This window comes from Oceanicaulis sp. (assembly GCA_040112665.1).
Lineage (GTDB): Bacteria > Pseudomonadota > Alphaproteobacteria > Caulobacterales > Maricaulaceae > Oceanicaulis.
The window spans coordinates 12,874-35,554 of the sequence record CP157796.1; the positions used below are offsets into that span (position 1 = coordinate 12,874).

The 22,681-nt window shown below is 68.3% G+C and carries 24 protein-coding genes; 8 read left to right on the forward strand and 16 right to left on the reverse strand.

Translation table 11 applies throughout. From position 1 onward, the window contains the following. Nucleotides 1–75: 75 nt before the first annotated feature. From ABL308_00100 to ABL308_00110, 3 genes are all read right to left on the reverse strand, one after another. A complete protein-coding gene (locus ABL308_00100) occupies nt 76–1,284 on the reverse strand; it encodes a terminase family protein (protein ID XBQ16296.1) in 1,209 nt (402 codons plus the stop codon). Further along, entirely contained in the window at nt 1,226–1,780 is a 555-nt protein-coding gene (locus ABL308_00105) for a hypothetical protein (GenBank protein ID XBQ16297.1), read from the reverse strand. The genes ABL308_00100 and ABL308_00105 overlap by 59 nt, the downstream gene beginning before the upstream one ends. A 252-nt stretch (nt 1,781–2,032) precedes the next feature. Continuing rightward, nucleotides 2,033–2,473, reverse strand: a complete 441-nt coding sequence (locus ABL308_00110) for a YcgN family cysteine cluster protein (GenBank protein ID XBQ16298.1) — start codon at nt 2,471–2,473, stop codon at nt 2,033–2,035. A 150-nt stretch (nt 2,474–2,623) separates the two neighbouring features. Here ABL308_00110 and ABL308_00115 point away from each other — a divergent pair, with 150 nt between their 5' ends. Then, nucleotides 2,624–4,528 (forward strand): PBP1A family penicillin-binding protein, encoded by a 1,905-nt coding sequence (locus tag ABL308_00115; GenBank protein XBQ16299.1) that lies wholly within the window; start codon nt 2,624–2,626, stop codon nt 4,526–4,528. On the opposite strand, the gene ABL308_00120 is transcribed toward ABL308_00115, so the two are convergent. Beyond that, nucleotides 4,444–5,340, reverse strand: coding sequence for an ion transporter (locus ABL308_00120; protein XBQ16300.1), 897 nt, complete (start codon nt 5,338–5,340; stop codon nt 4,444–4,446). The two genes, ABL308_00115 and ABL308_00120, sit on opposite strands and share 85 nt — an antisense overlap. Nucleotides 5,341–5,441: 101 nt before the next feature. Between ABL308_00120 and ABL308_00125 the strand changes: the two genes are divergently transcribed. Next, nucleotides 5,442–5,882 carry a PAN domain-containing protein gene (locus ABL308_00125; GenBank protein ID XBQ16301.1) on the forward strand — a complete coding sequence of 147 codons (441 nt, stop codon included), beginning with the start codon at nt 5,442–5,444 and terminating at the stop codon, nt 5,880–5,882. Here ABL308_00125 and chrA read toward each other — a convergent pair. Then, the gene (gene chrA / locus ABL308_00130; protein ID XBQ16302.1) at nt 5,879–7,090 is read right to left on the reverse strand and encodes a chromate efflux transporter; all 1,212 of its coding nucleotides are present in this window, start codon (nt 7,088–7,090) and stop codon (nt 5,879–5,881) included. The two genes, ABL308_00125 and chrA, sit on opposite strands and share 4 nt — an antisense overlap. A gap of 40 nt (nt 7,091–7,130) precedes the next feature. Here chrA and ABL308_00135 point away from each other — a divergent pair, with 40 nt between their 5' ends. Continuing rightward, the gene (locus ABL308_00135) at nt 7,131–8,219 is read left to right on the forward strand and encodes a DUF2336 domain-containing protein (GenBank protein ID XBQ16303.1); all 1,089 of its coding nucleotides are present in this window, start codon (nt 7,131–7,133) and stop codon (nt 8,217–8,219) included. A gap of 3 nt (nt 8,220–8,222) precedes the next feature. On the opposite strand, the gene ABL308_00140 is transcribed toward ABL308_00135, so the two are convergent. The 3 genes from ABL308_00140 to hppD form a co-directional block, all read right to left on the reverse strand. Next, nucleotides 8,223–10,166 (reverse strand): calcineurin-like phosphoesterase C-terminal domain-containing protein, encoded by a 1,944-nt coding sequence (locus ABL308_00140; protein ID XBQ16304.1) that lies wholly within the window; start codon nt 10,164–10,166, stop codon nt 8,223–8,225. Between the two features lie 88 nt (nt 10,167–10,254). After that, complete coding sequence (locus ABL308_00145) at nt 10,255–10,731, reverse strand: MarR family transcriptional regulator (protein ID XBQ16305.1); 477 nt, start codon at nt 10,729–10,731, stop codon at nt 10,255–10,257. Between the two features lie 171 nt (nt 10,732–10,902). Continuing rightward, entirely contained in the window at nt 10,903–11,967 is a 1,065-nt protein-coding gene (gene hppD, locus ABL308_00150) for a 4-hydroxyphenylpyruvate dioxygenase (GenBank protein ID XBQ16306.1), read from the reverse strand. A gap of 140 nt (nt 11,968–12,107) precedes the next feature. Here hppD and maiA point away from each other — a divergent pair, with 140 nt between their 5' ends. Further along, nucleotides 12,108–12,758, forward strand: a complete 651-nt coding sequence (gene maiA / locus ABL308_00155; protein ID XBQ16307.1) for a maleylacetoacetate isomerase — start codon at nt 12,108–12,110, stop codon at nt 12,756–12,758. Nucleotides 12,759–12,765: 7 nt separating this feature from the next. Here maiA and ABL308_00160 read toward each other — a convergent pair whose 3' ends face one another. Both ABL308_00160 and ABL308_00165 read right to left on the reverse strand, forming a co-directional pair. Continuing rightward, nucleotides 12,766–13,155: a gamma-glutamylcyclotransferase family protein gene (locus ABL308_00160; protein XBQ16308.1), complete on the reverse strand. Its 390-nt coding sequence runs from the start codon at nt 13,153–13,155 to the stop codon at nt 12,766–12,768. 7 nt (nt 13,156–13,162) lie between these two features. Further along, on the reverse strand, nt 13,163–14,452 hold the full coding sequence (locus tag ABL308_00165; GenBank protein ID XBQ16309.1) for a DUF418 domain-containing protein: 1,290 nt from the start codon (nt 14,450–14,452) through the stop codon (nt 13,163–13,165). Between the two features lie 188 nt (nt 14,453–14,640). On the opposite strand from ABL308_00165, the gene ABL308_00170 reads away from it, so the two are divergent. Then, entirely contained in the window at nt 14,641–14,862 is a 222-nt protein-coding gene (locus ABL308_00170) for a hypothetical protein (GenBank protein ID XBQ16310.1), read from the forward strand. A 122-nt stretch (nt 14,863–14,984) separates the two neighbouring features. Then, nucleotides 14,985–17,048: a hypothetical protein gene (locus ABL308_00175; GenBank protein ID XBQ16311.1), complete on the forward strand. Its 2,064-nt coding sequence runs from the start codon at nt 14,985–14,987 to the stop codon at nt 17,046–17,048. Here the strand turns inward: ABL308_00175 and ABL308_00180 are convergent. Genes ABL308_00180 through ABL308_00190 form a run of 3 tightly spaced genes read right to left on the reverse strand, consistent with a single transcriptional unit; the run spans nt 17,045 to nt 18,875 of the window. After that, a complete protein-coding gene (locus tag ABL308_00180; GenBank protein XBQ16312.1) occupies nt 17,045–17,884 on the reverse strand; it encodes a S49 family peptidase in 840 nt (279 codons plus the stop codon). The genes ABL308_00175 and ABL308_00180 overlap by 4 nt on opposite strands. 44 nt (nt 17,885–17,928) lie before the next feature. Continuing rightward, nucleotides 17,929–18,666 carry a methyltransferase gene (locus tag ABL308_00185; protein XBQ16313.1) on the reverse strand — a complete coding sequence of 246 codons (738 nt, stop codon included), beginning with the start codon at nt 18,664–18,666 and terminating at the stop codon, nt 17,929–17,931. Then, on the reverse strand, nt 18,663–18,875 hold the full coding sequence (locus ABL308_00190; protein XBQ17749.1) for a DUF2007 domain-containing protein: 213 nt from the start codon (nt 18,873–18,875) through the stop codon (nt 18,663–18,665). The genes ABL308_00185 and ABL308_00190 overlap by 4 nt, the downstream gene beginning before the upstream one ends. A gap of 135 nt (nt 18,876–19,010) precedes the next feature. Between ABL308_00190 and ABL308_00195 the strand changes: the two genes are divergently transcribed. Together ABL308_00195 and ABL308_00200 are read left to right on the forward strand one after the other, a co-directional pair. Then, nucleotides 19,011–20,027, forward strand: coding sequence for a polyprenyl synthetase family protein (locus ABL308_00195; GenBank protein ID XBQ16314.1), 1,017 nt, complete (start codon nt 19,011–19,013; stop codon nt 20,025–20,027). 33 nt (nt 20,028–20,060) lie between these two features. Further along, the gene (locus ABL308_00200; GenBank protein ID XBQ16315.1) at nt 20,061–21,185 is read left to right on the forward strand and encodes a M14-type cytosolic carboxypeptidase; all 1,125 of its coding nucleotides are present in this window, start codon (nt 20,061–20,063) and stop codon (nt 21,183–21,185) included. A gap of 23 nt (nt 21,186–21,208) precedes the next feature. Here the strand turns inward: ABL308_00200 and ABL308_00205 are convergent, their stop codons facing one another. From ABL308_00205 to ABL308_00215, 3 genes are all read right to left on the reverse strand, one after another. Then, entirely contained in the window at nt 21,209–21,508 is a 300-nt protein-coding gene (locus ABL308_00205; protein XBQ16316.1) for a type II toxin-antitoxin system RelE/ParE family toxin, read from the reverse strand. After that, nucleotides 21,505–21,738: a ribbon-helix-helix protein, CopG family gene (locus ABL308_00210; GenBank protein XBQ16317.1), complete on the reverse strand. Its 234-nt coding sequence runs from the start codon at nt 21,736–21,738 to the stop codon at nt 21,505–21,507. Before ABL308_00210 ends, ABL308_00205 begins: the two co-directional genes overlap by 4 nt. Nucleotides 21,739–21,830: 92 nt before the next feature. Then, entirely contained in the window at nt 21,831–22,673 is an 843-nt protein-coding gene (locus tag ABL308_00215; protein XBQ16318.1) for a DUF1499 domain-containing protein, read from the reverse strand. Nucleotides 22,674–22,681: the final 8 nt, after the last annotated feature.

The following is a 22,681-nucleotide window of genomic DNA, read 5'->3' on the forward strand; positions in this document are numbered from 1 at the left end:
CAGCCTCAGGTCTGCGCCGCCCCCTCCGTCCGCTTCGCGGACACCTCCCCCGTAAACGGGGGAGGACAAAAACCCTCACAACCGCCGCACCCTGGGCGCGGCGACGCCTTCGAACAGGGCGGCGACGGCCCAGACCAGGGCGTCCACGCGGTCGGGGCTGCCGGTGAAGCCCGGGGCGCCGAAGCCGCACATCTGGTCTTCCAGCTGACGGAACCGGCCCGCATGGGCGATCCGGCCGGCCGCGTAGAGGGCGGCGACCGGTTCGGCGCGGGCGCGCTTGCCGCGGCTGGCGTGCACCAGCCTGACTTTCAGCTCCGGCGCTGCGGCCTGCAGCACGGCGCGGACCATGTCCCCGCCCTGATTGGCCTCGGCGACCACGCTGGTCGCGTCCACCGTCTCCACGGCGGCGGCGACCTTCGCCGCCCAGTCTTCGGGACGGGCCTGAAGCGAGTCGTCTCTTAAGATCACCGCCCGGCGCGCCGCGCCGCGGCCTGCGGCGCCGGCGGCGATGATGCCGCATTCGTCGCCCGTGCCGCTGGCGGGCGGATCGACCGCGACGACGATCTCCTCGGGCTCGCAGCGGATCGCGGCGAGCGCGGCGTCGATCATCGCCCGGGTCCACAGCGCGCCCTCGGGATCGTCGATCAGCACCCCGTCGAGTTCCTGACGGGCCAGCCGGCTCGCGCCGTACTGGGCTCTCAGAGCCTCGACGAAACCCGGCGCGAGATTGTCGGCGTTCGCTTCAGTCGGCGCGTGCGTCGTGACCACGCCGGGCGCATGGATCAGGCGTTTGAGCGCCTCGATCGGCCGCGGCGTGGTGGTCACCGCGAGCCGGGGCCTGCGTCCGAGCCGCAGCCCGAAACGCAGCATGTCGAGGGTCTCTTGCGGCTTGGCCCAGGCGGCGAACTCGTCCGCCCAGGCTGCGTGAAACTGCGGGCCTCTCAGCCCGTCAGGATCCTCGGCTGAGAAGGCGTAGCCCACCGCCCCGTTCGGCCAGACGATGCGCTGTCGTGACGGCTCGAAGACCGGCCGCTCCTCGTCATAGCTGATGTTCAGCAAGCCCGAAGGACCGTTCAGCATCACCTCGCGCACGTCGCGAAAGGTCGGCCCTATCAGCGCCACGCGTTCGGCGCCGGCGAGCACCTCGCCGCGCAGCCATTCGGCCCCGGCCCGGGTCTTGCCCGCCCCGCGCCCGCCCAGAAACAGCCAGGCCGACCACACGCCCTCAGGAGGGCGTTGATGGGGGGCGCCCCAGATGTACCAGCGGCTCAGGATCCACTGCATCTCCCAAAGAGCCAGGCTGCGGCTTGCTTCCAGCGCCTCGACGTCCTCGGGCGTCCTTAAGGCGAGCAAGTCGGCGCTCAAGCTCCGCTCGGGCTTCACTTTTCTCACCGGCGCCCTCCTCGCCGGAGCCGCCCCGGCCAGACTGTCCTTGCGTATCGCGGTCCGGCGCCTCGCCGGCCCAGTCCTCGATGGCCCGCGCCGCCCTGACCAGGGCGAACACCGCCTTGGCCCGGCGCTCGGCCTCCGCCGGGTCGCCGGAGAGAAGCGAGGCGTGAGCCTCCTCCAGCGCCTGTGAGAAGCCGTGCGCCCGGCGCGACCGCGCCTCGCGTGGGAAGTTCTGATCCAGCCATTTGCAGCGCTGCTGGACGGTGTCGGGCTGAAGCCCGAATTCGTCCGCGATCAGCCCTGCGCGCTCACCCGCCGACCAGCGCTCGTAAACCGCCACCCAGTCGACGTTTCGCGGCCCGGTGCGCCGCCTGCCTTTGATTTCGACCATGCCTGAACACTACCCGATCACAGGGCCGGTCGGATTGAATCGGAAAGATTTTCAGCCGCGCGCCTTGCAGGAAAGGCGAAGCCGATGCGGGCGAGGCAGGATAGCGCGAGGACCAGTCCCCCTATCGCCCGCCCCACCCCCCATGAATTCCCGGCCGAAGCCCGGACCCCGATCCGGGCGCAGAGCCGGGACCTCGCGCAGGAAAAAGCGCTTCAGCGCAAGGAAAACGCCCAGGCGGCGGCCCGGTGCTCGCTATTCGTCGACCATGTGATCTTCGAGGTCGTCTTCATCGACCTCGGTCTCGCTGACCAGCGTTCCGTGAACCCCGATCCCGGCCTTGCGCACGCTGTCGGGGTCGCCGCTTTTCAGCGGGTGCCAGTCGAAAAGCGGCTTTCCTTCCGCGATCAGGCGGTAGGCGCAGGTGTCGGGCATCCATTTGAGGCTGCTGATATTCTCAGGCGTCAGCCTGACGCAGCCGGGAACGCGGACATGCCGGTTCGCGTAATCGCTACAGCGGACCGAGCCGAGATCGAGCAGGCGGCACCCCACGTTCGTGCGCCAGACCCGGCCGTCCTCTTCATCTTCGAGAAGGACCACGCAACACTTGCCGCACCCGTCGCAGAGCGATTCCCACTCTTCGGACGTCATTTCCGAAAGGGTTTTGCGTTCATGAAAGGGGCGCAGCGAGGTCATCGCCCGAATTTAGCCGCGATACGTTGGTCAAGACAGGACCGCTGAACAGCGTAGCTCAGGAGACGCGCCATAACTTTCCGCGCCGACGACAAACCCGGGTTCTGGAAACGGGCGCGCAATTTCGCGCCCGCCGCCTTCGGCCTGACCGTCGTGACCCTGGTGGTCGCGGGGCTCGTGGCGTTCTGGGTGGGCTGGCTCTGGGCGTTCGACGACATGCCCGACGCGCCGTCTTCGCTGGAGGAGCTGTGGGAGACGCGCCGCGAGCCGAGCTTCACGGTGCTGGCCGCCGACGGCGCGGTGATCGGCATGCGCGGGCCGCGCTACGGCCGGCCGGTGGAGTTGAGCGAACTGCCCGCCCACGTGCCGCAGGCCTTCATCGCCATCGAGGACCGCAATTTCTTCGAGCATGACGGGGTCGACCGCCGCGCCATGGTGCGCGCCCTGATCGCAAACGTGCGTTCGGGCGAGATCGTGCAGGGCGGCTCGACGCTGACCATGCAGCTGGTCAAGAACCTGATCCTGCGGCCCGACCAGACCATCCAGCGCAAGCTGCAGGAGATGCGGCTGGCCATGGCGATCGAGGACATGCTCACCAAGGAGGAGATCCTCGAACTCTATCTGAACCGGGTCTATCTCGGCGAAGGCGCGTTCGGGGTGGAGGCCGCCGCGGCGCGCTATTTCAACAAGACCGCCGCGGAGCTGACGCTGCAGGAGGCTGCGATCCTTGCCGCCCTGCCCAAGGCGCCCAGCCGGCTTGCGCCGACAGACAATCTCGCCGCCGCCCGCGCCCGCGCCGAAGACGTGCTGACCGCGATGATGGACGAGGGCTTCATCGATCCCATCGCCTATCTGAACGCGGTCCAGAACCCCGCAGAGCTCGCCGACAGCGCCACGGTTGACCCCAATCCCGCGCTCTACGGTCATGTGTTCGATCTCGCCCTGGCGCGCGCCCGCTCGGTGCTCGACGTCGAGGAAGCGCCGATCCTGATGATCCAGACGACCATCGACCGCGAGGTGCAGCGCGCCGCTCACGAAGCGCTCAACGACGTGCTCGAAGAGCAGGGCGAGGCCCGCGACGCCGGCGAAGGCGCGATCGTCGCGCTCGATCTCGACGGCGCGGTGCGCGCCCTGATCGGCGGCCGGGACTATGAAGACAGCCAGTATAACCGCGCCGTTCAGGCCGAGCGCCAGCCCGGCTCGGCGTTCAAGCCGGTGGTCTTCGCCGCCGGTTTCGAGGAAGGGCTGAGTTCGGCCACCGCCTATGAGGACGAGCCGGTCGACTTCGAGGGCTGGCAGCCTGAAAACTACGGCGGCGGGTATCGCGGCCGCATCACCATCGCCGACGCGCTCAAACGCTCGATCAACACCGTCGCCGCCCAGGTGGGCGCCGAGATCGGCGTCGAGAAAGTCGCGGAGATGGGCGAGCGGCTGGGAATCACGACCGCGCTCAACCCCGTCCCGGCCCTGACGCTGGGCGCGAGCGAGGTGCGGCTGATCGACCTCACCTCGGTCTATGCGGTCTTCGCAAACGACGGCCGGCGCACCGAGCCGGTTCTGATCACCGAGATCCGCAACGCCCGCGGCGAAGTGCTCTGGGAGCACGAACCCGCGCCGGGCCGCCAGGTGCTCAGCCGCGGCGACGCGCAGTCGATGTCGACCATGCTGGAATCGGTGGTGGTCGACGGCACCGGGACCCGCGCCCGGCTCGCCGACCGCCGCGCGGCGGGCAAGACCGGCACCAGCCAGGAAAGCCGCGACGCCTGGTTCGTCGGCTTCACCGGCCACTACGTGACCGGGGTCTGGGTCGGCAATGACGACGACACCCCGATGGACGGCGTCACCGGCGGCTCGCTGCCCGCCGAGATCTGGCGTCAGTTCATGAGCGAAGCCCATGAAGGCCTGCAGCCGCGCGGGCTCAGCGCGCCCGAACCGACCCGCCGCACCGAACGCGAGGAGACGCTGGCGGCCTTCTATTCCTCTCTGTCGTCGCGCTTCGACGCCTTGCTCGATCCGGGTGCGGACCGGCCGGCCTCCGGAGCGTCGGGACTGGACTGACCGGAAAGCAGGGATTTCAGCTCGGACAATTCCGCGCGCATCCCCCGGATTTCCTCGAGCAGATGCTCGCGTTCGTCATGGGCCATCGCCTGACGTTCGGTCTCCGCGTCGAAATGTTTCGACTGCATGGAGTCCACGATGACGGCGATGAAGAGATTGAGCACGGCGAAGCTCGTCAGGACGATGAACCCGACGAAGAAGATCCAGGCGTAGGGATGCTCGGCGATCACGGGCCGCGCGACGCCCATCGACCAGCTCTCCAGCGTCATGATCTGGAACAGGGTGAAGGCCGACCCGCCGAGATTGTTGAAGAATTCCGGGTGGGTGGCGGAAAACAGCTTCGCGCCCATCACCGCGGCGACATAGAAGATCACGCCCAGAACCAGCATGATCGCGCCCATGCCGGGGATCGCCTTGGCCAGCGCCTCGACGACCGAACGCATCTCCGGGATCACCGAAAACAGGCGGAAAAGCCTGAGGACACGCAAGGCCCTGAGCACCGTGAACGCGCCTGCGTCGGGGATCAGCGAGAAGGCGACGACGGTGAAATCGAACCAGTTCCAGCCTGATTTGAAGAAGCTAAACCGCTGAACGATCAGCTTTAATACGATCTCCACGACGAAGACCGCGATGATCGCCATGTCCGCATAGTGAAGAACGTCCAGCACCAGCGGCGGAAAGTCGTAGGTGGACAAACCCAGGATCGCCGCGTTGATCAGGATCAGCGTGGTGATGAAATTCCTGAAGCCCGCACTGCCCACGAACCGGGCGAGCGCGCCGTCCTTATTCGCTTCGCTGTCCACGCCGGCCATGGGCGATCTCCCCGTATCTCAGGCGGCGAAGCGTTAGCCGTCCGGGGCGCTGACCGCAACGGTGTCGCGCTTCGCAGCAAGGCTTTTTCAACGCTCGCCGTGTGATCCTTCATCCCATGACCCTGCTCGCCGCGCTCCTGCTGTCCCTCGCTCAACCCGCGCTTTCCGACGGCGCGGCGCCCACAGGCGCGGCCGCGATCGAGGACGGCTTCGCCCGCCGCGGCGCCGTGGTCGCACGCCTGGACGGCGCAGCTGCGCTGAGCGTTCTGGCCTGCCGAAGCGCCTGTGCGGTCAACCAGAATTGCCAGGCCTACACCTGGCGGCGCCCCCTGCCCGGCCGCGAGGCGCGCTGCGATCTCCACGCCATGGCGCTGACGCCCTTCCCCGATCCCGGCGCTGCGACAGGGCTTTCGCCTGACCTCGCGGCCCGCATTGAAGCAGCCTCGGACCGCGCGCCGACCGCCCGCGAGCGCGAGGCCCTGAGCGCCGTCGACGGCGGCGAAGCGCCCCCGCGCGACGACAGCGGGCTCTTGGGCGGCTAGAGCAGGACGAACCCGGCCGCGCCGCAGGCGAGCACGACCAGCGGCGGCGGCGCCTTGATGAACCGCAGCGCCAGAAACGCCGCGATCGCAATCAGATAGGCGATCGGCTCGGCGGGCACCGACACGATCACCGGGTCGATCAGGGCCGCCGCGAGGATGCCCGTCACCGCCGAAGCCGCGCCCGACAGCGCCCGCCGCGCCGCCGCGCTCGACTTCAGCTGCGCCCAGAACGGCAAGGCGGCGTAGACCAGCAACAGGCCCGGCAGAAAGATCGAGGCTGCGGCCAGCGCCGCATAGCCCAGCGCCTGAGCCGGGCCGTCGGCGGCCGCAGCCCCGATGAAAGCGGAGAAGGTGAAGAGCGGACCCGGTACGGCCTGCACCAGACCGTAGCCTGCGAGGAACGCTTCCTCCTCGACCAGGTCGGGCACGACGCCCGCTTCCAGCAGCGGCAACACCACATGCCCGCCCCCGAACACCAGCGCGCCCGCCCTGTAGACTGCGTCGGCGAGCATCAGCGCCCGGTCCTCGCCTGCGACAAGCGGCAGCCCGGCGAGCAAACCTGCGAAGACCACGAGCGCAGCGATCGCCCCCCTCCGCCCACCGCCGCGCACGGCCCCCTCCTCCGCCGGGCCCGGCGCAGCGGCGAAGGCGAGGCCGGCCAGAGCCCCGAGTAAGATCATCGCGGGCTGCACGCCGGTGAGCGGCCATTCGAACCCGCCGGCGAACAGCACGACGGCGAAGGCGGCGAAGGCGATCACGGCGCCGGGCACGGACGCGGCCTGGGTCCGCGCCATGGTGAGTACGGCGTTGGCGACGACGCCTGCAGCTGCGGCCAGAAGCCCGGCGAGGAGCCCGGTTCCGATCAGCTCGGCGAACGCCACCGCGCCCCAGCCGGCCAGCCCCATGATCGCGAGCGAAGGCAGGGCGAAGGCGGTCATGGCGACCACCCCGCCCAGCGGCCCCGCCCTGACCCAGCCGACGGCGGCCGCGGTCTGGCTCGATCCGGGGCCGGGCAGGAACTGGCACAGCGCCATCAGCTCGTCATAGGCGGCCGGTTCGAGCCAGCGCCGCTCGCCGGTGAACACCGTGCGAAACAAGGCCAGATGCGCCGCCGGACCGCCGAAACCCACGAGCCCGAGCCTGAGGAAGACAAAAAAGACCTCCGCCAGCGTTCCGCTGCGCACGGTTTCTTTACCCGAACCGATCATCCTTGCAGGCCTCGCGAGAATTGCCGAGCGGAGCGCCGAAATGGCCGTGACGTCCAAGCTGCACAGGCTCACCGAGCTGGCCAAGGAAAAATCTTCAGAGCGGCGCCGCGCGCTGCTTCGGGAAGTGACCGACCTGTTCTTCGACGCGCCGCCCGCCAGCGAAAGCCCGACCCAGCGCCAGTTCGACGCCGTCCTGCAGACGCTCGCCAGCCAGACTGCGCAGGACGCGCGCGAAGAACTCGCCCGCCGCTTCGCCGACGCGCCGTTTGCGCCCAAGGGTCTGATTCTTCAGCTCGCCCAGGACGCCATCGAGGTCGCCGCGCCGATTCTGCAGCGCTCTGGCGTGCTCAGCGAGGAAGACCTCGTCACCATCGTTCATGAAAGCGCGAGCCAGGCGCATTTGCGCGCCGTCGCCGCCCGGAAAACGGTGCCCGAACGCGTCTCTCACGCCATCGTGGAAAAAGGCGACGACGACACGGTCGCCAAACTCGTCGAGAACGACGGGGCGAAGCTCTCGCGGGAAACCTTCGAGACCGTCGCCCGCCGCGCGGAGACCAGCGAAACGCTTCAAAAGCCGATGGTCGAGCGCGTCGACGCGCCCCCCGACCTTCTGAACGACCTGATGATGGTGGTCTCCTCCACCCTGCGCCAGAAGATCGCCGACCGGTTCGACAGGCTCGAACCCGGCGTGCTCGAAGCCGCCCTCGCCGCCTCCCAGCGCCGGCTGGAAGCCCGGCTCGCCGAAGACCGCGAGGTCGCCGAAGCCAGAAAGCTCATCGCCGCCAAGCGCGTGCGCAAGGAGCTCGACGGCGCGCTGCTGATCCGGCTCCTGCGCGAGAAGAAGACCGCCGCGTTCTGCGTCGGCTTCGCCGAGCTCGCGGGCGTGGACTACGCCGCCGCCCGGCGTGCGCTCGACCATGACAGCCCTGACGGGCTCGCGCTGATCTGCAAGGGCGCGGGCATCGAAAAGGCGTTGTTCGTCACCATCGCCGTTCTGCGCAGCGGCGCGGACAAGACCGCCTTCGACGACGCCCGACAGCTCGGTCAGATGTACGAACAGCTCAAGGTCGAGGACGCCGAACGCGCCCTGCGCTTCTGGAAGATGCGCAAGAACGCCGCCGCGGCGTAGTCCCTAATCCGCCCACAGCTCCGAGCGGAAGCGCATTTGCGGACGCTCGGCGCGCACTTCGAAGACCAGCGTGTCCTCGTAGACCAGACCGTTGCGGTCGGTGCTGGTGACGCGCAGGGTGTGGGCGCCCTCGGGCAGGTCCGCAGGCAGGCGGGCGGTCCACAGATGCATGTTGCGATCGGCGATCGAGCGCTGGGGCTGGGGCGCGGCGGGGCCGAAGCTTGCGCCCTGATAAAGCTCGAATCCTTGCGCGCGGTCGTCGCCCGACCGGCTCTGCATGGCGTAACGACCCACCGAAAGCTGGCGCTCCGCCGCGAAAGGATCGGCGTAGGCCGCGCCGATCAGCGGCGCCTCGCCTGCGCCCTGCTGGGTGCGCTCGAGGCCGAGTTCCGTCCCGTCGGCCAGGACCGCGACGACGGCCGTCTCCGCCGAGCCCGCCCAGACGTTGGCGGTGACGAACACGCCTTCCGCCAGCTCGGACGGGGTCAGAATGCCGGTGTCGGGCAGGTCGTTGATCGAGGCGGGCGGGACGGAATCGCGAATCACGGGGTCCTCCGCGCGCCAGGCCATGATCTCGTCGTACCAGGCGCGGAAGCCCGGGGTGGAGAGCCCGACCCACTGGCCGCGCTCGGGATCGACGCGCTGGCCGACATAACGCTCGAAATACTCAGGCCCGGCGAAATCGAGATGCAGATAGCCGTTGGGCGCGCCCATGCGCTGAAGCGCCATGGGGTTTCCATCCACGTTGAAGTCGCCCTGATACCAGGCGCCGGACGCCGCGCCGGCGATGATGTGCCTGAAGGGCAGCGGCCCGGTTCCGGTGTTCTCCGCCCAACCTTCGAAGATCTGGCCGGGCGCGTGGTTCTCGATCGTGTGGGTGTGGCCCGACAGCGAGAGCGCACGGCGGCCCTCGACCAGGGCGTGGATGCGATCGAGCCCGTCGGTCTGGTGCTTGTTCGAGCCTGCGTCGACGAAGCTCACGAAGGGGACGTGGTGGGCGAGCACGATCAGCCGGTCTTCGGGCGTTTCGGCGATCAGGCCTTCCAGCCATTGAAGCTGGGTCTCGGTGACCCGGCCGTTATAGGTCGGACGCGCCCCCTCGGCGCAGAATTCGTGACCGGTCGCCACGTCCTCGGGCCCGCACGGGTAGACGACGTTGTCGAGCGCCACGAAAAGCACCTCGCCCATCTCGAACGCGAAATAGTTCGGCCCGTAGATCCGCCGCCAGCTGTCGGCGGAGTCCGCGTCGCTGCGCGCGTCGAAATCGTAGTCGTGATTGCCGTGCACCAGCCATTGCGGCGCGCCCGCCGCCGCGCCCACGTCCAGAAGCCTGGGAAGCAGGCCCAGATCGTCGCCCATCACGTCGCCGACATAGAGGACGCAATCGCTCTCAGACAGGCCGGCGCGGGCGAGATCGGTGACGACCCCGTCGCGGAACCAGCTGATCTCCTGATTGGAATAGGTCTGGCTGTCGCCGATCACCGCGCAGGCGAAATCATTTCCCGCCGCGCCTTCGCGGGTGATCGGAAAGTTCACCTCGGCCGGCGCGGGCCCGGTGTCGGGCAAGCCGCCATAGCGCATGGCGTAGCCGGTCCCGCCGGGCTTGTGCGTGTAGAAGAATTGCGGGACGAGATCGGCGTTCGTGGGCACGCGCCAGCCTGAAGGCTGCACGATGGTCAGGTCCATGTCCGGCCTGACCGCGATCTGATAGCGCCCCTCGGCGTCGGTGCGGGCCCAGTCGAGCCCGTTGGAGACCAGAACGCCTTCGACGCCCCGCTCGCCGCGATCGCGCCGCCCGTCCAGGTCCGTATCGTCGAACACCATCCCGCTGATCGTCTCGCCCCCGCCGCCGGGCACGATCTGCGGTGCGGCGACATAACTCTGAGCCAACGCTGGCGCGGCGGAAAAGGCGGCGAGCGCAGCGGACAAGGCGAAGCGGCGAAGCATGGCGGACCCCCGTGGCGTATCAGCCCGGAGGGGTACCAAGCGGAAATGACGGTGCGATGACGATTCCCGCAAGCGCGATGGGGGCTTGCTATTCCAGCGCCGTCTCGTCCAGCCGCGCTTCGAGCTTCACCAGAAGCGCCATCAGCGTCTCGCGTTCGGACGCGGTGAAACCTTCCAGGATCGCCTGCTCGTAGCGCAGCGCCAGCGGCGCGACCTCGGCGTAGATCGCAGCGCCCTCCTCGGTCAGCGAGACATCGCTCGCGCGCCGGTCGGACGGGTTCGGGGTGCGCGCGACGAGGCCGCGCTCGTCCAGCGCGCGGATGGCGCGGCTGACGGTGACCTTGTCCATGGCGGTGGCTTCGCAGACCGCCTGGGCGGTCAGCGGCCTGCCCTCGCCGAGCACGGCGATCACCCGCCACTCCCAGATCGTCAGGCCGAAGCGCGACTGGTAGGCGCGCGCAATCAGGCTCGAGGCCTTGTTGGACGCCACGCTGAGCCTGTAGGGCAGATAGTCCGGCAGGCGCAGGGACGCGCCCGCCGTTTGGTGTGAGCTCTTCTCGGTCATCGAAACTCGCTCCCCCACCCCGGCCCTCCCCCGAGGCGGAGGGTGGGCGGTTGCGGCCGCCTCAGCCCCCGGCGCCCGGCCGTCAATCCGCGCCGGTCGCCGCCAAATCCCTCCCTCCCCTCGACGGGAGGGCCGGGGTGGGGTGCGCCACCGGAAGCGGAACGCGAAAGCCTACTCGGCCGCGTCGGTGTTGGGCTTGATCACGCCGCGGCGGATCTGGTCGAGTTCGATGGATTCAAACAGGGCTTTGAAATTGCCCTCGCCGAAGCCTTCATTGCCCTTGCGCTGGATGATCTCGAAGAAGATCGGACCGATATTGGTGGTGGTGAAGATCTGCAGCAGCAGGCCGTCGCCGTTCTCCGGATCGCCATCCACCAGGATCGAGTTCTTCTTCAGTCGCTCCAGGTCCTCGCCATGGCCCGGCACGCGCTCGTCGACGAGCTCGTAATAGGTCTCCGGGGTGGACTGGAACACCACGCCGTTTTCGCGCAGCTGCTCGACGGTCTTGTAGATGTCCGGCGTGGTCAGCGCGATGTGCTGGATGCCCTCGCCGTTATATTCGCGCAGATACTCGCTGATCTGGCTCTGATCGTCGGAGCTTTCGTTCAGCGGGATCTTCAGCTTGCCGCACGGACCGGTCATGGCCCGCGACAGAAGGCCGGTGTGCTGGCCCTTGATGTCGAAATAGCGGATTTCACGGAAGTTGAAGACGCGCTCGTAGAAGCCCGCCCAGGTGTCCATGTTGCCGTTGAACACGTTGTGGGTCAGGTGGTCGAGGACCTGAAGGCCCGCGCCGCCCTCGTCGACCTCGCCGGTGGGTTCGAACTCGTCGGCGTAGAGGTCGTCGCCGTACTGATCGACCAGATACAGCACCGAACCGCCGATGCCCTTGATGGCCGGGAATTTGTCGGTCCAAACGCCCTCGCCGAAGCTCTCGGCGCCGCGCTCCAGCGCGTCCTTGTAGGCTTTCTGGGCGTCCTTGACCCGGAAGGCCATCGCATTCGCGCTCGGCCCGTGGGCGTTGCGGAACTCGGCGGCCTGGCCATCGGTCTCGCGGTTTACGAGGAAGGTCACGTCGCCCTGCTTGAAGCGCGTGATGTCCTTGGACATGTGCTTTGCCACCGGCGTGAAGCCGAGCAGCTTGAACAGCGCCTCGAGCTTTTCCGGCTCGGGGCTGGTGAATTCGACGAACTCGAAACCGTCGGTGCCCAGCGGGTTCTCGAACAGATCGGCCATTACGCGCTCCATGATCGGCGAAAAGGGGCTGCGCCGGGCTTGAGTTCGCACCGCGGCGCGCGCATCGTTGCTGGCGGAAAATAGTATCATTTGCAACTAATTTCACCCCCGCCCGGCGCGGCGAACGCAGGAGAGCCCCGATGAAACTGGTTCTGCACGGCTATTTCCGTTCCGGCACGACCTACCGGGTCCGGCTGGCGCTGAACTGGAAGGGGCTGGATTACGACTATGTCCCGGTGAACCTGGTCGAGGGCGAACAATCCGGCCCGGCCTATGTGACCCGGAACCCGCAAGGCCTGGTGCCCGCGCTCGAAGTGGACGGGACGATCCTGACCCAGAGCCCGGCGATCCTGGAATGGCTTGAAGAGGCGGTTCCCGCCCGGCCGCTTTTGCCCGCAGACCCGATCGTGCGGGCTCGCGTCCGCGCCTTCGCCGCTGCGATCGGTTGCGACATCCATCCGATCCAGAATTTGCGCGTGATGAAAAAGGTCAGAGCCGATTACGGCGCGGATCAGGACGGCGCCTTCGCCTGGGCGCGGCACTGGATCGAGACCGGTTTCACGGCGCTGGAAACCCTGGCGGAGAACGCCTCCGGCGCGAACGGCTTTCTGTTCGGCGACGGCCCGACGCTGGCGGAAGTCTACCTGCTGCCGCAGATGTACAACGCCCGGCGCTTCGGCGTGGACCTCGAACGCTTCCCGCGGCTCGTCGCGGCGGACGCTGCGGCGCGCGCCTTGCCGGAGTTCGATCGCGCCGCGCCGGAAAACCAGCCCGACGCTCCGAAAGCCTGAGCGCGGCCTAACGGTCGAACCAGTCCCCGCTCTCGATGTGGCGCGCCTCGTCCAGGCCGAGCCGCCAGACATAGACCCAGGCCTCCGCGTCAGGCGCGATGAGCTGGACCTTCACCCGCTCATAGCGCGAGCGCTCGGGCTCGCCGGGCCAGTAGTCCTCGAACGCGTCGAGGTCGGCCAGGACCGACGCGTCGACGAGTTCGAACAGCTCGCCGATCACCTGGCCGGGTCTTGCGACGAGGCCCGGATAAGCGCCGAGATCCCACAGCTCGCCCGAGATGACGCACGGCCCGCGATCGAGAAAGGCGTCAGCCAGCCCAAACTGGGCGAACCCGCGCTCTCCAGCCCGCAGAAGGCCGTAGAAGGCGAACAGATCGCCGGCTTTCGCCTGGCTCACTATGCCCTCACTGCGCCGGCGCAGCGGGCGGCGGCGTGCTGCGCGCCTTGAAGATCGGCTGCAGCTTGCCGTAGCTCAGCGAACGCCAGAGCCATTCGAACGGGCCGAAGCGGAACACCGACAGCCAGAGCGGGGAGACGATGAGCTGCACCGCCCAGACGATCAGAACGAGCTGGGCCTGCTCGACGCGTTCGAGCTGGCCCCACAGCGCCGGGCCGAACACGCCCGTCGCCAGCGCGACCATGGTCAGCGTCTGGGTGAGATAGTTGGTGAAGGCCATGCGCCCGGCGGCCGCGAACGGATAGCGCAGGAGCTTCAGGAACCCGGCCTTGCAGATCAGCATGATCGCGGCGGCGTAGCCGAAGGCGACCAGAAGGCTGCCGGCGTAATTGGTGCCGATATTGATCCAGAGCCGCTCGAGCGCGAAGCCGGCTTCGACCGCCTGCAGACCCCCCCAGCCCACGATCGGCAGGCCGACGCCGAGCCCGACGACCAGCGCGGCGATGTAAGCCGGCACGGACCATTTCGCGGTCAGGAAGCCCAGCTTGAACAGGGCCATGCCGATGAACATCACCCCGATCACCCGGCCGCCGAAAAACACGATCGTTCCGAGATTCATCGCCGCGTTCAGCGCATTCTCGCCGCGACTGGCGAGGAAGCCGTTCTGGTAGTTCGCGGTCATCTCCGCCATGCGCTCGTCGGAGTAGGCCATCTGCAGATCGACGGCGCTCATGTCCCCGAACTCGATCGCCAGCGACAGCATCCACATCATGCCGATGTAGATGATCCCCGACAGCGCGATCCAGAACAGGCCCCAGCCGATCAGCTTGCCCGGGCTCATATGGCGGAAGAAGACGATGATGAACCCGGCGATGGCGTAGGTCGTCAGGATGTCGCCGAACCACAATCCGAACAGATGGATGACGCCGAAGACCAGCAGCCAGGTCATGCGCGAGAAGTGCAGTTTCTTGGATGCGTCTTTCTCCTCGCCGACCATCAGGATCACCCCGGCCCCGAACAGGGCGGAGAAGATCGTGATGAACTTCAGCTCGAAGAAGACGTGCGCGATCAGCCAGGTCGTCGCGTTCGCGCCCGAATAATCCATCTGTGCGGGCGGCCAGATGTACGCGTTCGGCGCCATCATGAAGGCCTGCACGTTCAGCATGAGAATGCCGAGCACCGCGACGCCGCGCAGGACGTCCAGGCTTTCGAAGCGCTCGCCGGCCGCGACAGGACGAGCCGAAATCGCCGTGCCCGCCGCGCTCGCTTCAGCGCCTTTCGAAACGTTTTCGGTCATCGCGCCCTCCCCCGAGGATTTCCGGAAATTCACGCCAAGTTCGCCTGATCTTCGACGCTGCGCAATGCAGGACAGGGGTGTCAGGGCCCCGCCTTACGAAGGTTTCATGTTCGCGAAGTCCGGTTTTTCTTGCCAGAGCCCCGCCCGCGCGCGCATACCGGGTGTCGTGAAGCGTGAAGGAATTGCGCGTGCATATTCTGTTCGACCTCCTCCATCTCGTCGCCGCCGCGGTGCTGTCGCTGGCGGGCTTCGGGTATGAGCGCGAGGAGGACTGCGATCCGGTCCGCTTCCAGCCGTCCGCGTTCGTCGAGGAGGCGGCGCCCGCCTCCGGGACCGGCGCTGAGCTCCAGCCCGAGCCGGTGGCCGACTGCGAGACCGCGCGTGCGCGCCTGACGTTCCCGGCGCTTTAATTTCTGTTTCTCCACGCCTAAAACAGACGCTCGGTCTGACCGCCGGGCGTGACCCCTCGCGACTCGCTTCAGGCTGACCTGCGAGGAAGGCCGCCTTACGCGCGGCGGGAGATTTCAGCCCGATGGCCGCCAAGGACACCCAGGACGACAAGCACTGGTCGGAGACGGCCGAAGCCGAACCCGCGCCTTCTGAAGATGAGGCGGGTTTCGCTGAAAGCCGGGGCGGCGCGATTGCCAAACGCGTGCCGCGCTCGCCGGTCACCGTGGAGGACGAGCCTCGTCCCGAGCCGCCCAGCGGCGGCGGCTGGATCGCGTTCGCCGGTGCGGCCTTCGGCCTGCTCTGGGCTGGCGGCGCGGGCGCGTATCTCGCCGGTTACGCCGACCTTCAGACTCTGACCCCGGCCCAACTCGCGGGCCTCGGCGTCTTCGCCGTGGCGCCCGCGCTTCTGTTCGTGCTCGCCGGCCTGCTCGGCCGCGAAGTCGCCCGTGCGGGCGCTCGCGCCCGCCGCCTCGACATCGCCGTGGCCCGGCTCGCCAGCCCGGCCCGGCACGCCTCGGACGACTCCGCCCGGCTCGCAGACGCAGTGACCGTGCAGATCGACCGGGTGAACGCGGCGATGGAAAGCGCGCTCGCCCGCCTCGCCGCGATCGAGGAGATCATCACCCATCACGCCGACAGCCTTGAGGACAGCTCCGAAAAAGCGCGCGACAAGGCCGAGAAGCTCGTCTCCTCGTTGCGCGGCGAGCGCGAAAGGCTGTCGGAAGTCTCCGATTCGCTCGACGACAAGGCGGCGCTGATCGCTGCGGCCATTCAGGACCAGTCCAAGATGGTCGCCGCCGCCGCCGAACTCGCCGAATCGCGCGCCAAGGCGGGCGAGAAACTCGTCCGCGACGGCGCCCAGCGCCTCGAAGCGGCCGGCAAGTCCGCCGAGGAAAGCGGTGACAGGGTCGCGCTGGCGCTCGATGCGCGTTCGACCGAGCTGCGCGATTTCTCCGACCGGCTGAAGGAGCGCACCGAGGGGCTGGAAGCGGCCTATCTGAAACATCGCGACCGGCTGGCCGAGGCGAGCGAGGTGCTGCGCAAGGAGCAGGAAAAGATCGCCGCCGCGCTCGACTTCCACAAGGCCGAGCTCGAAACCATGTCGAAGACCGCCGGTGAAGGTGCGCAAAGTCTGAAGGACGCCGCCCGCCGCTCCGGCGAGGTGTTCGAGCAGGCGATCACCGAAGCGCTCGAACGCGCCTCCACCCTCGGCGACGCGATCCGCAAGGACAGCGAGGCGGCCGCCGCAGCGCAGGAGAAAGCGCTCGAACGGCTCAAGGCCGCAGCGAAAGCTGCCCGCGCCGCCGCCGAGGAAACGGGCGACGCGCTGGGCAAACAGGCCGGCGACGCGGAAGCCGCGCTCGAACGGGTCAGCGAAGCGGGCTTCGAAGCCGCACGCCGTTCCGACGAGGCCTTCCAGGCCAGGATGCGCGAGGCCGAGGACCTGACCGAACGCGCCGCGCGCGCCGCCGAAGATGCCTCCGCCGCGGTGAAACAGCGGCTCGCCGACACGCTGAAGGCCGCGCGCGAGGAGACCGAGGCGGTCGAGGCCGCGCTAGATTCGCTGCGCAAGAAGATGGACGAGGCGCCGAAATCAGCGCGCGAGCAGGTTCGCGCCATGGAGCGCTTGCTCGAAGACGGGCTGTCGCGTCTGAACGAAACCGCCGCCGAAGCCAGCGATCAGGCGCGCGAGATCGACGCCCAGTTCCAGGCCCGGATCCGGCAGAACTATGAGCTGTTGTCCGATTTCATCCTGCGCATGGGCGGGGTGGCGGGCGGCCGCCGGCCGATCGAGCTCGGCGTCAACGAGGTGCCCGACCCGCTCTCGGCCCGCAAGGCTGCGCCCAAGCCGGCGGCCCGCCGCCCGGCGCGTCCCGAGCCTGAACCGGAAGCCGATCTCAATGTCAGCGGCGACGATCAGGACGCTCCGCTCGACCTCTCCGACGCCGATCGCGAGGACGCCCTGCCCGATCGCGCTGAGGCCGAAGCCGAAGCCCGGCGCGAAGAGCCCGCCCCGCGCAAGGAGGGCGGCTGGCGCTGGCGCGATCTTCTGGCGAACATGCCCGACGAGGGCGGCGAGGCGGGCGCTCCGGCGCCGGGCGAGGACGACGACGCGCCCTTCCGCTCGCGCCGGCGCAGGCGCTAGAGCCCGAACCGGCCCCAGGCCGAACGGGTCTCCAGCGCGTCGACCGCAGAGCTGGTGAACCGGCCGAGCAGGCCTTGCCTGGGCGGGCTGAGCGGCTTGATCTTCACGCTCTCTCCGAAGCGCCGCTGAAGCTCGGTGCGCACTTCGGCCAGCCCGTCGATCAGGCCGGCCTCGACCGCCTCCTCGCCGGTGAACACCGAGCCGTCGAAAAGCTCGCGTTCGGTGTCGAGCCTGTCGCCGCGGCTGTCTTTGACGAGCGCGATAAACTGGGCGTGCACGCCCTCCATCAGCCGCTCCATGCGCTGTTTCTGCGCATCGGTCTCAGCCGAGAACGGATCGGCGAGCACCTTGCTCTTGCCGGCGGTCTTCATGCGGCGCTCGACGCCGAGCTTCTCCATCGCTTCGGTGAAGCCGAAGCTCGCGCTGATTACGCCGATCGACCCCACGATCGATGCGGGGTCGGCGAAGATTTCATCGCCCGCACACGCGATCATGTACCCGCCCGAAGCGGCCAGGTCCTCGCAGAACACTAGCACGGGCTTGTCATGGGTCTTCGCCAGAAGCCGGATGCGATGATGGATGAGCCGTGACTGCACCGGGCTGCCGCCGGGCGAATTCACCGCGATCGCGACCGCAGGCGCGCGCTCGATCGAGAACGCCTTGTCCAGAAGCTTCTCGACCCGGGCGAGATTGAGCGCCGAGGAATGGCGCCCGCCCGCCGCGATCATGCCTTCGAGCCGGACCACCGGCACCAGCGGGACGTCAGAGCCCAGCGCCTTCATGAGCCTGGAGCCCGCGCCGCGCAGCTCTCGGGTCAGGGAATCGTAAAACGCCATGTCGGCTCCGCTTCGCGAGTGTCAGGGCGCTTCACTTGGCCCCGTCAGGGGTGAAGAGCAAGCCTCGCGCGGCCTTCCAGCACGGCGCGCGCCTGCTCGGTGAAGCCTGAACCGGTCTCAGGATGCAGCACCAGAGGCGCGAGCAGGCGCATCGGCGCCCGCGCGGTCTTGCGTGCGGCGACCAGCACCCGCTTGGCCGGCTGGCCGGGTCTGGGGTGAACGCCCAGCACCGCCGTATCGCCCGCCTTGCCCGTCAATGCGCCGAGGATCTCACCGAGTCGGTCGGCGCGATGAACGACCGTCAGGACGCCGCCCTCCTTCAGACGCTTCAGTCCCGCCTCGATCCAGGCGGCGAGCCCCGCCTCGTTCATATAGGCGCCGGTCTTTCCCGGCTTGGGCGCCCGCAAGGCGGCCGGATCGTCGAAGAAGGGCGGGTTGAAGAACACCGCGTCCAGCCCGCTCTCCTCCCGCCAGGCCATCGCATCCGCCTCGATGATCGAGACCCGGTGCGTCATGGCGTTCAGGGCGGTGTTTTCCCGCGCCAGCGCGGCGGCGGCGCGGTCGCGTTCGATCCCGAAGATCTGCGCAGTCTCGTTCAGGCTCGCCGCCGAAAGCAGCGCCGCGCCCGCCCCGCAGCCGAATTCCGCCGCCCGGCCGCCGTCCGGCACCCGCACGGCGGCCGCCAGAAGCGCCGCGTCCAGTCCGGCGCGATAGCCGTCCGGGTCCTGCCTTAAAACGATGCGTCCGCCGAAAAACCGCTCCGCGCCGGCGGCCTCGTTCACGCCTCGTCGTCCTTGGGAAGCGCGTCGGCGAGCAGCTTGCGCGCCCGGTCCCCGTCCGCCTCGCGCACCAGCAGCCGGCGTTTCACCCAGGGCAACGCGCCGCCGAACACCGCGGCGGTGTTTGCGTCCAGCGTATGGGTCTCGATGCCCGCGTCTTTCAGCACCGCCTCGGCGAAATTCAGCCGGACAGGGTCGTTCGTGGTGAGCACCTCGATCAAGAGCGCCTCCGTTCTATGTCCGGCGAAAGCCGATGCGGCTTTGGAACGCGGTGCAGTACGCTTGCCGCGCGCCGGGCCGGTTTCTATTGTGCGGCCGCAAAGCAGCGAACGGCAAGAGGACACGGGGTGAACGGTCTGCCGCAAGCCGACATCAGGGGCCAGAACGTCGACCCCGTCGCACGACTCGCCGCGCTCGCGGGCGAGGACATGGCCCGCACCGAGGCGTTGATCGCCGAGCGCATGGCCAGCGACACCGACGTGATCTCCGAGGTCGCGCATTATCTCGTCGAGGCCGGGGGCAAGCGCATCCGGCCGATGATCACCGTCGCAGCCGCGCGCATGCTCGGCTACGAAGGCGAGGGCCATGTCTCCCTCGCCGCAGCGGTGGAGTTCATCCATTCCGCCACCTTGCTGCATGACGACGTCGTCGACGACAGCGACCTTCGCCGCGGCAAGCGGCCCGCCAACCGGGTCTGGGGCAACGCCCATTCGGTTCTGGTCGGCGATTTCCTGTTCGCACGCGCCTTCATGCTGATGGTCGACGCGGGCTCCATGCCGGCCCTTCAGGTGCTCAGCCGCGCGGCCGCCGTGATCGCCGAGGGCGAGGTGCGCCAGCTGGCCGCCGTGCGCAATCTCGACGTTTCGCGTCAGGCGTACATGTCGATCATCGAGGCCAAGACCGCCGCGCTGTTCGCCGCCGCCGCCCAGGTCAGCCCGATCCTCGCAGGCTCGGGCTCGGTGCTGGAAACCGCGCTTGAAACCTATGGCCGCGAGCTGGGCCTTGCGTTTCAGCTCGTCGACGACGCGCTCGATTACGGCGGTCTGGCCGAGGATCTGGGCAAGAACACCGGGGATGATTTCCGTGAAGGCAAGATCACCCTGCCCCTGGCGCTGGCGCTTGAAAACGCCGACGCCGAAGAGCGGGGCTTCTGGACCCGGGTCGTCGGCGATCTCGACCAGCGCGAGGGCGATTTCGAACACGCCAAGGCGCTGATGGACCGCCACGGCGCGCTCGAAGGCACGCTGTCGGCCGCCCGCGGCCATGCGCGCCGGGCCGTCGAGGCGCTCGACGCCGCCCCGAAGAACGCCTGGTCCGAAGCGCTCGCGGCGCTGGCCGAGTTCGTGGTCGAGCGGGCCTACTAGACCTTTTCTTTCTCCCTTTCGGAGCAGTCATCCATGCGCATCACCAGCGGCTTTGAAGCCGGCAATATCGTCGTGAAGTCTGCAGACACGCCGAGCGACGTGCGGCTCGAGATCCGCAAGGACGCGCATTCGGATTTTCACCAGTGGTTCTATTTCCGCGTGACCGGCGCGAAGGACACGCCGTGCCGGTTCGTGATCGAGAACGCCGCCGGCGCGGCCTATCCCGAAGGCTGGCCGAACTATCGCGCCTGCGTGTCGACCGATCGGGAGACCTGGCTGCGCGCCGAGACGCGGTATGAGGACGGCCGGCTGGTCATCGAACACACGCCGGAGGCGGACTCGGTGTGGCTGGCCTATTTCGCGCCCTACACCATGGCCCGGCACGAGGCGCTGGTCGCAGCCTGCCAGCACAGCCCCCGCGCGCGCCTGGACGTGATCGGCCAGACGCTGGACGGCCGCGACATGGACCGGCTGACCGTCGGCGAACCTGGCGCGGGCAAGAAGACGATCTGGGTCATCGCCCGCCAGCATCCCGGCGAGACGATGGCCGAATGGGCCGCGGAAGGGTTTCTCGAACGCCTTCTGGACGAGGCCGATCCGGTCGCGCGCGCGCTTCTGGACCGCGCGGTGATACATGTCGTGCCGAACATGAACCCGGACGGCTCCGCGCGCGGGCATCTGCGCACCAACGCCAAGGGGGTCAATCTCAACCGCGAATGGGACAAGGCGAGCGAGGCGAACAGCCCCGAGGTGGTCTGCGTGCTCGAAGAGATGCGCAAGACCGGCGTCGACCTGTTTCTGGACATGCACGGCGACGAAGCGCTGCCGTACAATTTCATCGCCGGCGCCGAAGGCACGCCGGGCTGGAACGACGAGGCCCAGACGCTGCTCGACCTCTACAAGTCAGAGCTCATGCGCTTCAATCCGGACTTCCAGACCGCCCACGGCTATCCGGTCTCCGCGCCGGGCACGGCGAACCCGTCGGTGGCGACGAACTACATGGCGCCGGCCTTCGGCTGCCTCGCCATGACCCTGGAAATGCCCTTCAAGGACAGCGCCATCACCCCGGACGAGGCTCAGGGCTGGTCGCCGGAACGCTCCATGGCGATGGGCGCCAGCCAGATCGACGCCATGCGCGCGGTGCTCGACCGGCTTTAGCGCGCTGCAAAAGCTGAGCTTGATCAGGTCACTGGCGGAAAATCACCTTCAGGCCAGTCGCGGCGGCCGTGAATCACCCGCAGGATCGTCAATGTCGAGGCGTCGAACGCGTAGACGATGATGTAGGGCGTCTGCACAACGCGTTTCTCATATGTGCCGGCGACCCGGCCGGGGCGGCCGATCGGCGTCTCCGCCAGGCTCCGAGCGGCGCCGTCGATCCGGTCCAGCTGATCGATGGCGGCCTTCGGGCTGTCTTGAGCGACGTATCGAACGGCGTTTTGCAACTCGGCCAGCGCAGCGGCCGACCACTGCAATCGCTTCATTCGCCGTCCTGCACGCTAGAAACTGCACTCCTCAGCGCGCTCATCGCTTCATCGTGCGGAACCACGCGCCCGGCTCGAAGATCGTCCAGCCCTTCTTCGACGCCGGCGACGATCGCAAGTTCACGCTCTACGTAAGCCGTGATCGCCTCTCTAGCCAGGTAGGACTTGCTCCGGCGCGTATGGCCGGCGAGTTCGCTCAGCCGCGTCTCCACCTCCTCGGGCAGGCGCACTGTAACGGTCGTTGAGGCGGAAGAATGTGTGCTCATGTGTACAAGGTAACACGCGATGATTACGGGGACGAGATCCCTGCGCCGCTCGGCGCCTACCCCGTCTCGCCTGCGCGCTCACGCAGACGCTCGGCGTAGAGTTCCAGCCTTGCGGCGTTGGCGCCGAGATCACTGAGCCCGACCCGGCTGATCGAGCGCATGTCGATGCGCGATCCGCCGTCCTCGGTCGGCGTGACCCGCACGCTGACATCGTCCTCGAACCCGAACCAGAAGGTCTCCGCCGTGCCCTCGAAGCTCAGCGCGCGCTCTGAGTCCGCGGTCACCGTCCAGCCGACATCCTTGGCCGTATCGAGCGCCAGCGCGTAAGCGCGCTGCGGCGGCAGGTCGAGTTCGACCGGGCGCACGTCCGGGTAGGCTTCGGTCTGCACGCCCGGAAGCAGGCGGCCCGCCCAGTGCGGATCGACCCAGTCCGCGTCGGTGACGGTCTTGCCTTCATATCCGACGGGGTTCGAGTTCGGCCCGCGCCGGTCCAGCAGGGCCTGGGTGAAGCCGGGCGGATTTTCGAAATCGGTGGTGATGTCGTGGATGGGCGGTACGCCGGCGGCCATGGCCCGCACCTGCTGGGCGTAAAGAATGCCGCCCAGACCGACCGCCAGCGCGGCGAAACCGGCGATGTAGCCGCCCGCGCCCGGCGCGTTCTTAGACCCGAACACCACCCGGAACAGCACCGCGACGATCAGCGCCGCCACGCCGGCGATGGCCGCGGCGGGCAGCAGGATCCCCGCATAGCTTCTGACATGACGAAACGCGTCGAGCGGGGTCCAGATATCGAACTTGCCCCCGAACGCGGTGATCACGAACCAGAGGGGCACGCCGATCGCCAGCGTGGCGGCGATCCCGACGACCAGATGACGGATGATCCTGAAAATGTTGAGCACGCCGCGCC